Genomic DNA, 14,539 nt, shown 5'->3' on the forward strand with positions numbered 1-14,539 from the left:
TCCTGCTCAACCTTTGCTTCCTGTGGTGGCGATGCCTTCGGTGAAGTGCCGCTGGCAGACGAAGAAGGCGACGATCATGGGCACGGTGACCACCACGCTGGCCGCGCAGACGACCTCCCACCTCATCTCTCCGCCGTCCCCGAACTGGTCGAGCACGGCCTTGAGTCCTCGCGGCACGGTGTAGAGGTTCGGGTCCCGGAGATAGATCAGCGGTCGCACCAGGTCCGTCCACGACGCCTGCACCTCGAAGATGAAGGTGACGATGAGGGCGGGGCGGCACAGCGGCGCGGCGATGCGCCAGAACATCGTCCAGTAACTGGCGCCGTCGATGCGGGCCGCCTCGAACAGCTCCCGGGGCAGGCCCAGAAAGAACTGCCGCAGCAGGAAGATGTAGAAGGCGCTGCCGAACAGGTTCGGGGCCCACAGCGGAATCTGGGTACTGGCCAGATGCAGCCAGTTCCAGATGAGGTACTGCGGCACCATGGTGACGACGGACGGCAGCATCATCGTGCCGATGACGAGGGCGAAGAGCACGTTACGGCCTGGGAAACGGAAGTAGGCGAAGCCGAAGGCCACGACGGCGCTGCTCACGGTCACCGTCACGGCGGCGGCCAGGGTGACCGCCACGCTGTTGCCGATCCAGGTCAGCAGCGGTACGGCGTGCCAGATCTCGACGTAGTTCTTGAGCTGCCAGACGTGCGGGATCAGCGCGTTGTCGAACACGTCCTGGGAGGGCTTGAGCGAGGCGCTGATCAGCCAGAGGAACGGATAGATGAACACGACCGAGGCGACGGTCAGGCCGAGCACGCGAAGGACCCGTCCCACCGGCCCGGCCTGACCACGCGGGTCGGTGCTGCGGCGCGCGGGGCGTTTCCCGGCTTCGGGCGGAATGGGCGGGGCCGCGCCGTCCGCCGGGACGTCCGTGGTCTGCACGGAGAGCTGGGTCATCGCTCATCCCCCTCGTAGTAGACGAACCGCTTGCTCACCTTCGTCTGGACGACGGTGATGATGAGGATCACCAGGAACAGCAGCCAGGCCAGTGCGGAGGCGTAGCCCATGTGCGTGTACTGGAAGGCCTGCTGGAAGAGGTAGACGACGTAGAACAGTGCCGCGTCATTGCTGTACGTCTGGGAGTTGGAGCTGCCGAAGAAGGCGGTGTAGGCCTCGGTGAAGGTCTGCAGGGACGCGATCGTGTTGACGATCAGGGTGAAGAAGAGGGTCCCGGAGATCTGCGGGAACGTGACGTGCCGGAAGGCGTTCCAGCGGCCCACACCGTCGAGTTCGGCCGCCTCGTAGAGGTCGCGGGGCACGCTCTTCAGGGCGGCGAGATAGATGATCACCGTGGAGCCGACGGACCAGAGACTGGTGAGGACGAGTCCGGGCTTGACCCACAGACCGTCCGTGGTCCAGGCGGGACCGCTGATGCCGAACCAGCCCAGGACGTGGTTGATCAGGCCGACATTGCCGTTGAAGAGCAGCAGGAAGAGGATGCCGACGGCTACCGAGGGAGTCATCACCGGCAGGTAGAAGAGGGTGCGGAAAAAGCCGGATGCGCGGCCGACGCGAAGCAGCAGCATAGCGAGCAGCAGCGCCACCGCCATGGACAGCGGCACCCGCAGAACCGCGAAGATCAGCGTGTTCATGAGTGACTTCGCGACGGCCGGGTCCTCGAAGAGGTGCCGGTAGTTGGCGAGACCCACGGTGTGGGAGGCGCCTATGCCGTCGTAGTTCGTGAAGGACAGGACCAGGCTGGCGATCATCGGGCCGGCCGTGAAGACCAGGAAGCCGATGATCCACGGCGAGATGAACCCGTAGGCGGCCCAAGTCTCACGTCGGCGCCAGGCCGGTCGCCGGCTCCCGCTGCCTCGTCCGGCCCGGTTCTTGCGCAGGGTGTCGGTGGTGGTCACGGCGCTCACCTCTCCCCCTCATGGGCGAGGTCGAGGGCGCTCTGTGCCTCGCGCTGTCCCTGGTCAAGCGCCTGCTGGGGGCTCTGTTCCCCCGACAGGACCCGGTTCACGGCGTTCTGCCAGGCGTCCTTGAACTCGCTCCCTGCCGCATTGGAGGGGACGGTGAAGCCCTTCCCGGAAATGGTGTAGAGGGTACGGGTGGCCTTGTCGAACGCCGCGTTGCCGGTCGGCTTCCACACGTCCTTCTCGATGATCCGGTCGGCCACCGCGTTACCGGTGACGTCACCCGTGTAGGGCGAGCCGGTCTTCCGGACCTGTTTCGCCTTGGCCTTCGCCGCGTGCACCCAGGTGTCGGTGGCCGTCATGGTCTTGACGAAGGTGCAGGCCTCGGCGGCGTGCGGCGACCCCTTGGGGATGGCCCAGCCGTAACCGGATGTCCAGTTGAGCATGTTGCCCTTGCGGTCCTTGAAGGTGTCGGTGCCCAGGTCGATGTGGGGAGAGGTACCGGCGAGGACGTTCACGTACCAGTCCTCCATCGGGAACGCACCGATCTGACCGCGTACGAACTCGTTCTTGGCGCCGAACTGGTCGAAGGAATCGCGCAGCGCCTTGAAGCGGCCCCAGCCGCCCTGCGCGTCGATCAGCCCCACCGCGTAGCGGAGCGCCTCGACCACGCGCGGGCCGTTCAGCTGCGCGGTGCGTCCGTCGGCGCTGATGAGGTCCGCGCCGTTGGCCTTCGCCCACAGCGGGAAGAACTCGGGGATCTTCGGGTCGAACCCGATACGAGTCAGCTTGTCGCCGTGATGGCGCTGCAACTTCTGGGTGAGCTTCTTCAGCGCGGACCAGTCGGAGGTGGTCACGTCGGCGGGATCGGTGCCGTTCTCCTTGAGGACTTTGTCGTTCATCAGGAGGATGCGGCTGTCGTAGGAGTCCGGCAGGGCGTAGACCACACCGTCCAGGGAGCCCTCGTCGATGGCGGTGCGGTAGTAGTCACCGGTGTCGATGTGCTTGCGGCTGATGCAGTCGGTGAGCGGCATGAGCGCTCCCCTGGCGGCGTATCCGCCGATCAGCGCCCGGTCCATGTGCACGACGTCCGGCGGGTCGCCCGCGGCGACGGCCGAGAGGAACTGCTGCTGGTCGAAGGCGCCTTCGTTCACCTTGATGTGCAGGCCGGGGAGAGCGGCGCGGGCCGTGTCGATCCGGTCCGTGGCGAGGGCGTCACCCATGCCGTACCCCATGGTGGTGAACGAGTCGGGGTCGCCACCGGTGACGCTCAGACCACCGCAGCCGGTCAGGACCGGGAGCAGTGCGAAGCCCGAGACAAGTCCCACTGTCTTCCGGCGGATCGCCTTGCGGCGGATTGCCTGCCGGCCGTTTGCCTGCCGGCAGTCTGTTTGCCGGCGGATGTGCCGGGGTGGTGCCGCCATGATCTCTCCTTTGAGCAGCTGGCTACACGGTTGACCGACGCTGCTGACACGACCGGGAGGGGGCGGAACGACTCGTTCCGGCGTGTGGCATCGATCCCACATGAGAACGTAACCACATTGGCCGGGCCCGTCAACGGTTTCGCTCGGGTATTACCGAACGGCTCGTACGGTGTCCGCCGGCACCGCAACTGCCACGCCGCCGCCCGTTTTCAGGCATGCGTAACTCCCGGCAGGACCGCGGGTCGCGCCGGGGATGCGGAGGCTGCCGCGGCTCAGCTCTTCGGAGCCGCCGTCGAGCCGCGGACCACCAGTTCCGGCTGGAGAACCTCGGTTCCCGACCGACCACCGCCGCCGCGCCCGACCCGTCCCAGGAGCAGTTCGGCGGCGCGGTTGCCCATCTCGAAGACCGGTTGCCGTACCGCGGTGATCCCCGGCTCGACCATCCTCATCCAGCCGAGGTCGTCGAACGACACCACGGAGCAGCGCTCGGGCACAGCGCTGCCCCGTCGCTTGAGTTCCTGCCAGATCAGCTCGGCGACGACGTTGTTGGCTGCGAAGACAGCCGTCACTTCGGTACCGCCGTCGAGGAAGCGGGCCAACTCGCTCTCGTGCCCCGACTCCACGAGACCCAGATCGAGCACGTGCCGGCGCGAAGCGGGCAGACCGGCCGCACGCAACGCGGCCCGGTACCCCTTGAGCCGCCCCCGGCCGGTGTCCCACTTCGTCTCGTCCACGACCATGGCGATCTCCCGGTGGCCGAGATCGATCAGATGCTCGACCGCGATGCGGGCCCCGTGTTCGCTGTCGATGGCCACGACATCGCAGCCGCGCACACCGGATCGGCGATCCACCTCCACGACGGGGGTGCCGTGCTCGACGAGCACCTCGGTGGCGGCCCGGCCGACCGGGGCGAGGAGCACCCCGTCCGCCCGCATGGCAAGGAACGCCCGGGCTCCGTTCACGGCCCGTTGCTCGTCGCCGTGGTCGTCGGCCAGTACCACCTGGTATCCGGCAGCGGACAGGGTGTGCTCGACGCCGGCGGCCAGTTCGGCGTAGAACTGGTTGCGCAGGTCGGAGACGAGCAGGCCGACCAGGCCACTGGAACTGCCCTTGAGGGTGCGTGCCGAGACATCCGGTACGTAACCCAGCCGGTCGGCGGCCTCGCGCACGCGTGCCTTGATGTGCTCCGCGACGTAGCCGTGGCCCCCCAGCGCACGGGAGGCAGTGGAACGGGAGGTCTGTGCGGCCTCGGCGACATCACGCAGCGTTGCCCGCGCACGCCTGCCCCGGGAACCGCCGGGTCCGGCCTCTTCCTTGCCCATCAGGCTCCCCCGCCCCTCTCCCCGGCACGCTCACGCCACCGGGACCACAGTCGCCGCAGCGAAGCGTAGTCGAACTCCTCCAGCGGTTCACCTGTGCGGTCGAGGTGCGTCGCCACATAGAGGGCAGGGACGCCCAGTTGATCCTTCATCGCGGTGTAGGCCCGCCACTGTTCACGATCGGGTGCGCACCAGTCGTCAGTGTCCACCGGCAGGCCCGGACAGGCCGCCGCGGCGACCGCGGCGCGCAGACGCATCTGCGGAACGACCGGGGCGTACGGGTCGGGGTCGTCCAGACGCAGCATGTCGTTGAGGCGGATCATGTCGGTGACGTCGGCGAAAGCCGGGTGCGGAGTGTGTGTCACGACGAGCGCGTCGGCCTTGGCGGCCTTGGCCGCCCGGTGGATGACACCGAGGTGCTGATGCAGCAGCGCGATCCCCCAGGCTTCGCCGTGCGAGCGCAACCCCTCCCCGGTCGGCGTGTCGGCGGTGAAATCGATCTTCAGCCCATCGGCGTCCAGGCCGTCGGACGAAAGCATGTGGCGGATGTTCTCGGCCAGCAGGGCGCGGGCACCGGGGTGTCCGGGGTCGATGGTGACCGGCCGTCCTTCGGCGGTACGGACGCAGAACTCGTCCGGTACACCGTCGGTGGACCACGCCTTCCACCACAGCAGCACGCGCTGCCCCCGGGCATGGCGCTCGGCGATCCAGTCCGCCAGACCGGGCCACCTTTCCTCATCCGGCTGCCAACGGCCGTAGTGCCGCTGCCAGCTGTCGTCGATGACCACCGTGCCGGGCACCAGCCCGTGCGCCTCCAGGTGGGCCAGGTGTGTGTCGTACTCGGCTCGGCTGGAGAGCGAGGGCGCCGGCCGGCCGGTGTCGCGGGCACGGGCCATCTGGGCGCCCCATCCGCAGAACATCGGCTCGGTCCACCAGGCCGGCTGTCCGGCTCCGGCCGCACGCGGCACGGACGCCCAGCCCCGGGTCTCCAGCCAGCGGCGGTGGGCACTCAGCCCGGCGTAGGGATCCCGGTGCCCTGGTGCGAGAAGGACCGCAGGGCTGCGGTGGACACCGTCGACCCGGGTGTGGCCCTCGTAGGCGAAGCGCAGGTGGAAGCCACCGTCCGACGGCACATAGGCCATCTCGGTGAAGGTCAGTTCGGCGACGGGGGCACCGACCGACAGCGTCCACCACGGGCGACCGGCGAGGTACTCGTCGGGCGCCGCGTCATCCGACAACGGGTCCTCGGTGAGGGCGAGACAGAGCGGCGCCGGGGTGAAGAACCAGTGACCGCGTCCGGGGCGCGCGTCACCGTGCACGCCGATGACAGCGCTCTCCCCCGCTCCCCTGCTGAGCCGCCGCGGCGGCCCCGGGTTGGGAGTGAAGAGCGTCTGCCACGCGTGACCGCTGGGGCGCAGCCCGCCACCGCGCCCGCCGAGCGCGGCGCGCACGGCCAGCGGGAGCACCTGGCTCAGGGCTCCTTGCCCCGTCACCTCGAAGCTCAGCTGGGGCCCTTCGGGGGTGCACTCGATCCGGGTGAGAGCGCCGGTCCAGGCGCTGCTGCGACGGCGGACGGTGATGACGGGCAGCTCGCCGCGTGTGTCGAGCACGGGAGGATCGACCGCCAGCGTCTCGTCGGTGCGGTCGGTCCGGTCCAGCACACCCGGAAGGTGGAGGTCGACGGGGTGGGATCCCTGTCCGGCGTCCCGCAGCAGGCCGCTCATACCGTCGGCGGCCACGGTCATCCGCCAGGCCGGCGCCTCCACCTCGATCCCGCCCTCCGCGCTCTGCTTCGCGGTCGGACGGTTCATCGCACGCTCACCAGGGCCTCCGCCTGCTGGCCGAAGGCCATCCGGCCCACCATCATGTCCACGGCCACCCGCTGCCTCTCGGCCGCCGACGCCGATGCCGGTATCCGCACCAGGAACTCCGTCTCGGCACAGCGGTGCCCGTCGATGTCGAGCTTCTGTACCAGGGGTTCGGCGCTCCACCCGGGTGGAACGACGAGAGTGAGCAGGGCCTGTTCCTGCTGCGGGAAGGGATTGCGCACCTCGACGGTCATCCGGACGGTGCCGCCGGGGCCGGGGGCGCTGCGGTAGGGGGAAATCCGTGCTCCGAATCCCTCGGCCTCGAAGTCCACGTCGCGCGGCAGGATGTCCCGGTGCAGCCGGGCGAGCCGGGTGCCTTCGGTGAGCAGCATGTCCAGGTAGCCGTCGGTGACATCGAACGGGGGCCAGTGCCCACTGATCATCACTTCCGGACGGAGGACCTGATACAGCTCGGCGCTGCGCACGAAGTCGTCGATCCGGAAGCGGTTGCGGTACTGGTAGTTGAGCAGTTCCGGCTCGGCCGTGCCGGGGTCCCAGACGGTGTTCTGCTGGTCCCCGGTGGCGATGACCCGGCGGCCGTCCACCATGAAGGAGTACGCGGCGGCGTACAGCGTGTGCCCGGGCAGGTGGTGCACACCGATCTCGTACTCGCGCCAGCGGACCGTACCCTCCTGGGGCAGCACCCGGTCGACCGTGATGGGGTCGTACCACAGGCACGGCAGGTCCCAGCGGGTGGGCGCGGAAAGAACGTCCGCGATGTGGTCGGGTGACCAGACCTCCGTGCCGTGCACCTCACGCAGCAGGTTGAATCCGGCCACGTGATCATCGTGGTAGTGCGTGGGCAGGGCGACCTCGACCCGGTCGATGCCGTGGTCGCGATGGAGCGCCTCGACCGAGGCGAGGAGCGGACGACGGGAGGAACGGTCGTGTCCGCCGGGCAGTCCGGTGGTCAGATCGAAGCCGAAGTCGAACAGCAGGGCTGTGCCGCTCTCGGAGAGCAGGGCGTAGGAGCGGGCCATGCTGGTGGTGTTGCGCAGCAGGTGTGGAGTGATGTGCTGCCAGGGCTCGTTCAGCATGCGCTCGGGGTTCCACGGGGTGCGGCGGCGCATGTCGAGCAGTTCCTGGAGCCGCCCGCGCAGCCGGTCGATCGAGGCGGGTGGGTCGGTGACCGCTTCACCGTGCGAAGGGAGCAGTACGTCGGGTTCCTGCCGGAGCAGTTGCAGGCAGGACAGGATGGTCGCGGCCACTCCCTCCATGCCGGCGTTCTCGTGAAAGCCGGTGTAGGCCCATTGGGTGGCGGCCAGCGACCACAGACGGCCCTCGCCATGGATCAGGTCGCCGGTGAACGCCAGGCGCCGGCCGCCCAGGTCGAGCAGGTAGCCGACGGAGCCGACGGTGTGCCCGGGCAGCGGGATCGTGTGGATGTCGAAGGCGCCGTACCGGGTGGTCCGGTATTCGGCGACGGTGCCGGTGACGGGCACCTGGTTCAGCAGGGAGTAGCGGTCCTGACGTACGTCGTAGTCGTTGTCGAGCGGCCGGGTACGCCAGTGTTCGTCGACATCGTCGATGAGATTTCGTTCGACCGGCGGCACCCAGATCTGGATGCCGGCCGCGGCGGCACGGGAGAGGCCCTGCACCTGGTCCCGGTGATGGTGCGTGATGAGAATGTCGGTGATCCGGTCGATGCCCAGCTCGGGCAGGTGGTCAAGGACGCCCCCCGAGCCGAAGTCGATCAGTACGGCGTCGGCGCCGGACCGGAGGACATACACATGACAGGTGTCCTGGTAGCGGAAAACATCGTCGGCTATCCGATGGCACTGCACAGACGTTCCTCACTGCGCCACGCGGCGCCACATGGTATCGATCCCATGTGGGAACGATGCCATGGCAGATGAAGACGCGTCAACGGTCCCGCGACCGGCTTCTGTGACAGATGCGTTGACGTCTCCGGCCGATGTGGTTACGTTCCCGCATGGGATCGATCCCATGCGGGGAACGGGGCCACACCGGTGCGCCGATGACGGAGGGCGGAGAGCTTGTGATCGAGGACGACGACTCCCGAGCACAGCAGGACGGATACAGCGGACGGGCCGAGGCGTCGGCGGGAGGAGACCGGAGCGAGCGCCGCTGGGAAACACTCGTACGCCGCCCGCGGGCGCGACTGGCGGGCAGCTGCCTCGTCCTCGCACTCGTGGCCGGCACGACCGTGGGTCTGCTCCCCTCCGGGTCGGCCGAGCCACTGCCCACCGGCAAGCACCTCAGCATCTCCCCCACGCCCCAGCAGGAGCGGCAGCGCCGCGACTTCGTCACCGTCACGTCAAGCGTCTCGCTGGTGACCGGACCGGCCGCCGACGGTCCCGCGGTGCGGGCCGCGGAGGCCGCGCTCCGGGCGGCCGGCGCGCATCATGTCGTGCCGGCGAAGAACGGCAGCCACCTCAGCAGGGGCCGTCTGACCGTACGCGTCGGCCTCACGGCCGATTCGGGTGTCACCACGGCACTGCGCGACCTCGGTGTCTCCCGGTCAGGAGCCTCACACCACGAGGGATACATCCTGGCCGCGGGCGGCGGATCGGCCCATTCCGCCGGGGAGATCGTGCTGGCGGGCAACGACGGAGCGGGCACGTACTACGCCGCCCAGTCGCTGAGCCAGCTGCTGCCGCACCGGCAACACGCGGGTACACGGGTGCCGGGCGTGGCCGTGCACGACTGGCCGACGACACCGACGCGCGGCGTCATCGAAGGCTTCTACGGCGCACCCTGGTCGCAGAGCAGCAGACTCGACCAGCTCGACTTCTACGGCGAGCACAAGATGAACACCTACACCTACGCGCCGAAGAACGACCCGTACCTGCGTGCCAAGTGGCGAGACCCCTACCCGCGCAAGGAACTGGCCGACCTCAAAGCCTTGGTCAACAGGGCCCGGGACCGTCATGTCGGCTTCACTTATGCCCTCTCCCCCGGCTTGTCCGCCTGTTACAGCTCGGACGCCGACCTGCGGGCGCTGACCGACAAATTCACCTCATTGTGGAAGATCGGGGTCCGGCGCTTCGTCGTACCGCTGGACGACGTCAACTACACCACCTGGAATTGCGCCCAGGACGAGGCGGAATTCGGGTCGGGTGCCACAGCCGCGGGCCGAGCCCAGTCGTACCTCCTGAACCGCGTCGACCACGAGTTCATCGTCGGTCACGACGGGGCGGCGCCGCTGCAGATGGTCCCGACCGAGTACGCCGGCGTGAGATCCACTCCCTACAAGCAGGCCATAGCTGCCGATCTCGACTCCGACGTCATAGTGCAGTGGACGGGCACCGACGTGGTGTCACCCACCGTCACCGTCGCCACGGCCGACGCCGCACGCCGCGTGTTCGGGCATCAGGTGCTGCTCTGGGACAACTACCCGGTCAACGACTACGCGACGGACAGGCTGATGCTCGGGCCCTACACCGGCCGGGAGAAGGGCCTCGGGGCCCACGTCGCCGGCATCGTCGCCAACCCGATGATCCAACCCTCGGCGTCCAAGGTCGCGCTCGCCACGGTCGCCGACTTCGCCTGGAACGACGGCGCCTATCACCCAGCGTCCTCCTGGTCCGCCGCCATCGGCCGACTCGCCGGGGGAAACCGGGCGGTGGCGCAAGCGTTGCGGGCGGTGGCGGACGTTACCTACGACTCCGTCCTCGACACCGGTCAGGGTCCCGATCTCAACTCGGCGATACGTGACTTCTGGCGGAGCGGCGACACCGAGCGGCTCCGCGGCAGACTGCAGGAACTGATGGCTGCGCCCGGCGTGTTGCGAGCGCACCTGGCGGACCGGCAGTTCGTCCGGGACACCCAGCCGTGGCTGGCTGCCGCGGAGGACTGGGCCCGGGCAGACGCGACGGCGCTCGACATGGTCGTGGCGGCGCGCCAGGGGCAGCGGGAGAAGGCAAGCACCTTGCGCCGGAGCCTCAAGGGACTCGTCGACCGTGCAGGCTCACACCATTACACCGACGTCGACGGCAACCGTGTTCCCGCCGTCGTGGGCGAGGGCACGCTCGACATCTTCGTGGCGGACGCCGAAGCCGCCGATGACCGGTCGCTCGGTCTGCCCATCCCCGCGCGGCCGTCCACCAACATGCGCACCCACCAGGACCACACGCCGCTCCGCATGACGGACGGCGACGACACCACGTGGTACTGGAACAAGTCTCCCGTGGCCAAGGGTTCCTACGTCAGCCTCGACCTGCGCACCGAGCGTCCGCTGGGCCGGATCAGTCTCGACATGGGCGCACCCGGCGCCGGCGGGGACATCATCGAGCACGGAGAACTCGAGTACTCCTCCGACGGACGGAACTGGACGCCTCTGACCGCCTTCGACACGACGGCGGAAGTCTCCTTCCGGCCCGCCGAGGGTGTCAGCGCCCGCTACGTCCGCGCCCGTGCCACCGCCGACCAGGACGCGCTGCTCGCTGTCCGGTCCTTCGAGGTGGCGCACCTCGATCACCAGTAGTGCCTGCGCCCTCCGACCGCGCGGCCCACCGCTCCGAGCACCCACAGGACGACCCCGATCGCCAGCAGGATGATTCCGATCGTCCACAGGATGCCGAGCCCGGTCACCAGCCCGACAATGAGAAGAATGACGCCGAGAGTGATCACGACGAACCTCCGATCGCGGAACGCCCTCTCTTGTTCCCTATGAAGAGTACCGCTGAAATACCGCGCCGACGCTCTGCCAACTCGCGCGCTTCAATCGGCTGAAAAAACAATGAACAAGGGGATACGAACACCTCCGAAGGGCAGTCCACTGCTATGAAAACACCGGAGTTCGCTGCATCTGTCGGGTCTGTCGGGGCCGGGGCGTGGTTCTACCTCCCCCTCGGGGGGCTGGTCGTCGTAGGGCTGCTACTCGCCGCGTTCGCTTGGGGGCGCAGGGTACGAGCGAATGAATCGCCGCCGCCCAAACCCGAGGAACAGCCGAAACTGCCGAATGGCGGGCCCGTCTACGAATCCAGCGAGTACCGGGAACCGGACGAAGTGCCACGGGGCAAGGAACGGCTCCTCCCGCATGAGATCAAGGACTTCGGGACGACCGGGTCCAAGAGAAGCGAGTCCCAGGATCCGCGGGAGGACGAGGAGGACGAAGGAGGAGGTTTCGGCAGCGGCGGTTTCGGTGGCTGAAACGGCTGAAGCGGCTGAAGTCAGCTTTGCGGCCGCCGGTCAGCCCACGTATTTCCGCGCCACGGAGACCCGCTGAGCCCGCTCCAGCAGGGCCAGTCGGGCTTCCAGCTCGGGGGGCACCGGGTCACGCTGCCTCAGGACCCAGGGCAGCCCGGCCACCGCGCGGGCGAAGGCCCGTACGGACGCCGCGTCCCGTGGCACGGTCCGCAGGAGGTATCCGGTACGGCGCAGGGCCGGCATCAGGGGGCGGCGCAGCCAGGTGTACCAGAGTGTGTTGCGGAGCCCCACGATGCGCCGTACCGTGCTGTCGCGCACGGTGGACGCCGCATGGTGGATGGTCAGGCTCTCCACATAGCTCAGCCACCAACCGCGTCGCAGCAGATCCGTGGACAGCAGTTCTTCTTCGCCACCGAACCAGAGCCCGGGATGGAACCCTCCGACGTCCCGAAAGGCGTCGGTGCGCATCACCGTGGCGGCTGCCAGGAACGATCCGAGAGCCGGGCCCGGTAGCCAGTCCGGGCCGGAGAGCGGCGAATCCCGCATGTCGGCGACGACGGGATCCTCCTCCCCGGCAGGCTCCACGATGATCCTGGCGGTGACCGCCGCCAGCCCTGGCCGTTCGTCCAGCAGATCTCCGGCGGCCCGCAGCGCCCCGGGGTCCCACCACGTGTCGTCGTCACAGAAAGCCACGTAGGGGGTACCCACCCGGCTCACCGCCAGGTTACGTCCCACGGCCCCGAGATTGCGGCCGGGCCGCAGCAGGAGAACCTCGGGGAAGTTCCGCGCGACGGCATCGGCCGTTCCGTCGGCCGAGCCGTTGTCCGTGACGATCACCGGAGGCTGTTCCGGCAGGGCCTGCAACGACTTCAGGGTGCGGAGCAGTTCTTGGCAGCGGTCCTTGGTGATGATGACCACCGTGGTACGGGTGTCCATGGAGTCCTGCATTGTTCCCTCCGTTGTCGCGCTCAACGTTCCGCCTCCCGTTCGAGCAGACGCACGGCGTTCTCCACACGGGCGGGAAGCCGGCGGCGCTGCTTCAGTGCTGCCGGGAGCCTGATGAGGGTTCCCCGCAGCGCGGTCGCCGCGCCGGGTTTCCGGCGGGCGGTATCAGCCGTCAGCCCGGCCGTACGGCGGAAGGCGACCGGGAGGGGGCGCCGCAGCCAGTCGGTGAGCAGCGCGTTGCGCCGCACGGCGGGCGAGCGGCCGGGACGTTCACCCGGGGCCGGGTGGTGATGGGCGATGACGGACGGTTCGTAGGAGACGCCCCAGCCGCAGGCGGCGAGATCGTAGGCCAGCAGGGTCTCCTCCGCGCCGAAGAACAGCACCCGGTGGTAGCCGCCGGCCTCAAGGAACGCACGGCGTCGGACCACGGCGGCGCACCCCAGGAAGCCCAGGACCGGACGACCGGGAAGGTCCGGCTCCCTGGGCAGCGGCGAGTCGGCCAACAGCGCGTTCAGCGGGTCCTCGGCATTGCCGGGACCGACGAGCGTGTGTGCGGCGAGCAACCCGAGGCGCGGGTGGCCGTCCAGGAGGTCCGCGGCGGCCCGCAGGGCCCCTGGTTCCCACCACGAGTCGTCGTCGCTGAAGGCGACGTAGCGCGTGGTGGCCTGCCGCACCGCCAGGTTCCGGCCGAGGGCGCCGGTGTTGCGTCCCGGGCTCAGCAGACGTGCCCCCGCCGGATGCGAGCGTACGGCTGCGGCCGTCGCATCACTGGAATCGTTGTCCACGACGATGACGGGGGGCCGCTCGGGGAGCGCGGCCAGCCGGTCGAGGGTGCGCAGCACGCTCTCGCGGCGGTTGCGCGTGATGACGGCGACGGTGATCCGGCTGTCGGGCCGCTGGGCGCTTGCCGCTGCGTCCTGGGTGGCCGGCCGGGCGGACCGGTCCGCGGTGTCATCGACCATGACCCGCCACCTCCAGGCCGTCGCGGGACCATCCGGCCGAGGCCGCACGCGTCGCGGCGGTGACGACCTGGTGGGGAGCGATGTGCAGCAGCAGCGGGTCGGGCTCCGTCCCGTGCGGGTCGCCGGGCGGCCCGGGGTGCCAGAGGGCCACATGCCGATCGACGGAAGGCGGCCCCCACAGGTGCGGCGCGACGGGGCCGAAGAGCGTGACCGACGGGGTTCCGTGGGCGACCGCCAGATGCGCGGGGCCGGTGTCACCGCTGACGAAGAGCGCCGCCCCGGCGACGAGCGCGGACAACTCGCCGAACGGCAGGCCGCCGCACAGCACGTCCCGGCGGTCGAGTCCCGCCCGGGCCGCGATGTACCCGCAGAGCTCGTCCTCTCCGGGGCCCCCGGTGAGTACGGTCCGGTGACCGTCCGCGCGAAGACGTCCGACGACCTCGGCGTAACGGTCGGCGGGCCACCGCCGGGCGGCGGAGTCGGCTCCGGGGTGCACCACGACGGCGCCGGGGGCGAGCGAGGGACCGGCCGGGCGGGGCAGGGCCACATCGTCGGGGTCGGCCGGGATGCCGTACGCGGCGAGGAAGCGGCACCAGCGGGCCCGCTCGTGCTCGTCGTCGCGCCAGCGGGGCGGGGCGTCCAGTGCCGCTTCCGGCCTGGCGTACGAAAGCAGGCGGCGGGGGCACAGTTCGGCGAGCGCGTCGTGGCTCTCGGGGCCGTTGCCGTGCAGATCGACGGCCAGGTCCGGCGGGGGCCCCGGCCACCCGCGCAGGGAGGGGACGCCCCGGCCGGGCGCCTCGGCCGGAAACACCGTGTCCACGGTCCCCGTGGCCAGGGCCGCCTCGCGCAGCCCGGGAGGCAGGGCGAGGACGATCTCATGCCCGGGAAAGGCCCGCCGCAGCCCGCGCAGCGCCGGCACGCCGGCGAGCAGATCACCCAGGCCCAGCGCACGCAGCACCAGCAGACGGGGCCGCGCCGGAGCAGAGGACGTCGAAGTCG

General features: G+C 69.6%; 12 protein-coding genes. 2 read left to right on the plus strand and 10 right to left on the minus strand.

Features of this window, described 5'->3' with window-relative positions:
- Nucleotides 1-6: 6 nt before the first annotated feature.
- From AB0M87_RS15190 to AB0M87_RS15215, 6 genes are all read right to left on the minus strand, one after another.
- Nucleotides 7-948, minus strand: a complete 942-nt coding sequence (locus AB0M87_RS15190) for a carbohydrate ABC transporter permease (protein WP_365852836.1) — start codon at nucleotides 946-948, stop codon at nucleotides 7-9.
- Complete coding sequence (locus tag AB0M87_RS15195; protein ID WP_365852838.1) at nucleotides 945-1,907, minus strand: sugar ABC transporter permease; 963 nt, start codon at nucleotides 1,905-1,907, stop codon at nucleotides 945-947. Before AB0M87_RS15195 ends, AB0M87_RS15190 begins: the two co-directional genes overlap by 4 nt.
- A 5-nt stretch (nucleotides 1,908-1,912) precedes the next feature.
- Nucleotides 1,913-3,334: an extracellular solute-binding protein gene (locus AB0M87_RS15200; RefSeq protein WP_365852840.1), complete on the minus strand. Its 1,422-nt coding sequence runs from the start codon at nucleotides 3,332-3,334 to the stop codon at nucleotides 1,913-1,915.
- Nucleotides 3,335-3,606: 272 nt separating this feature from the next.
- Nucleotides 3,607-4,656 (minus strand): LacI family DNA-binding transcriptional regulator, encoded by a 1,050-nt coding sequence (locus tag AB0M87_RS15205; protein WP_365852842.1) that lies wholly within the window; start codon nucleotides 4,654-4,656, stop codon nucleotides 3,607-3,609.
- A complete protein-coding gene (locus AB0M87_RS15210; RefSeq protein ID WP_365852844.1) occupies nucleotides 4,656-6,464 on the minus strand; it encodes a hypothetical protein in 1,809 nt (602 codons plus the stop codon). Before AB0M87_RS15210 ends, AB0M87_RS15205 begins: the two co-directional genes overlap by 1 nt.
- The gene (locus tag AB0M87_RS15215) at nucleotides 6,461-8,305 is read right to left on the minus strand and encodes an MBL fold metallo-hydrolase (RefSeq protein ID WP_365852846.1); all 1,845 of its coding nucleotides are present in this window, start codon (nucleotides 8,303-8,305) and stop codon (nucleotides 6,461-6,463) included. Before AB0M87_RS15215 ends, AB0M87_RS15210 begins: the two co-directional genes overlap by 4 nt.
- A gap of 149 nt (nucleotides 8,306-8,454) precedes the next feature.
- On the opposite strand from AB0M87_RS15215, the gene AB0M87_RS15220 reads away from it, so the two are divergent.
- Nucleotides 8,455-10,968 (plus strand): beta-N-acetylglucosaminidase domain-containing protein, encoded by a 2,514-nt coding sequence (locus AB0M87_RS15220; protein WP_365852848.1) that lies wholly within the window; start codon nucleotides 8,455-8,457, stop codon nucleotides 10,966-10,968.
- Here the strand turns inward: AB0M87_RS15220 and AB0M87_RS15225 are convergent.
- Nucleotides 10,959-11,114 (minus strand): DUF6131 family protein, encoded by a 156-nt coding sequence (locus tag AB0M87_RS15225; RefSeq protein WP_365852850.1) that lies wholly within the window; start codon nucleotides 11,112-11,114, stop codon nucleotides 10,959-10,961. The genes AB0M87_RS15220 and AB0M87_RS15225 overlap by 10 nt on opposite strands.
- 153 nt (nucleotides 11,115-11,267) lie before the next feature.
- On the opposite strand from AB0M87_RS15225, the gene AB0M87_RS15230 reads away from it, so the two are divergent.
- On the plus strand, nucleotides 11,268-11,636 hold the full coding sequence (locus AB0M87_RS15230; protein ID WP_365852852.1) for a DUF6479 family protein: 369 nt from the start codon (nucleotides 11,268-11,270) through the stop codon (nucleotides 11,634-11,636).
- Between the two features lie 39 nt (nucleotides 11,637-11,675).
- Here AB0M87_RS15230 and AB0M87_RS15235 read toward each other — a convergent pair whose 3' ends face one another.
- From AB0M87_RS15235 to AB0M87_RS15245, 3 genes are read right to left on the minus strand one after another with little or no spacing between them, the layout of a single operon-like run.
- On the minus strand, nucleotides 11,676-12,581 hold the full coding sequence (locus AB0M87_RS15235) for a glycosyltransferase (protein WP_365852854.1): 906 nt from the start codon (nucleotides 12,579-12,581) through the stop codon (nucleotides 11,676-11,678).
- A 20-nt stretch (nucleotides 12,582-12,601) separates the two neighbouring features.
- The gene (locus AB0M87_RS15240) at nucleotides 12,602-13,540 is read right to left on the minus strand and encodes a glycosyltransferase (protein ID WP_365852856.1); all 939 of its coding nucleotides are present in this window, start codon (nucleotides 13,538-13,540) and stop codon (nucleotides 12,602-12,604) included.
- A complete protein-coding gene (locus AB0M87_RS15245; protein ID WP_365853409.1) occupies nucleotides 13,530-14,504 on the minus strand; it encodes a glycosyltransferase family 9 protein in 975 nt (324 codons plus the stop codon). The genes AB0M87_RS15240 and AB0M87_RS15245 overlap by 11 nt, the downstream gene beginning before the upstream one ends.
- Nucleotides 14,505-14,539 lie beyond the last annotated feature (35 nt).

Source organism: Streptomyces sp. NPDC051320 (genome assembly GCF_040682175.1).
In the GTDB taxonomy this organism is placed as follows: domain Bacteria; phylum Actinomycetota; class Actinomycetes; order Streptomycetales; family Streptomycetaceae; genus Streptomyces.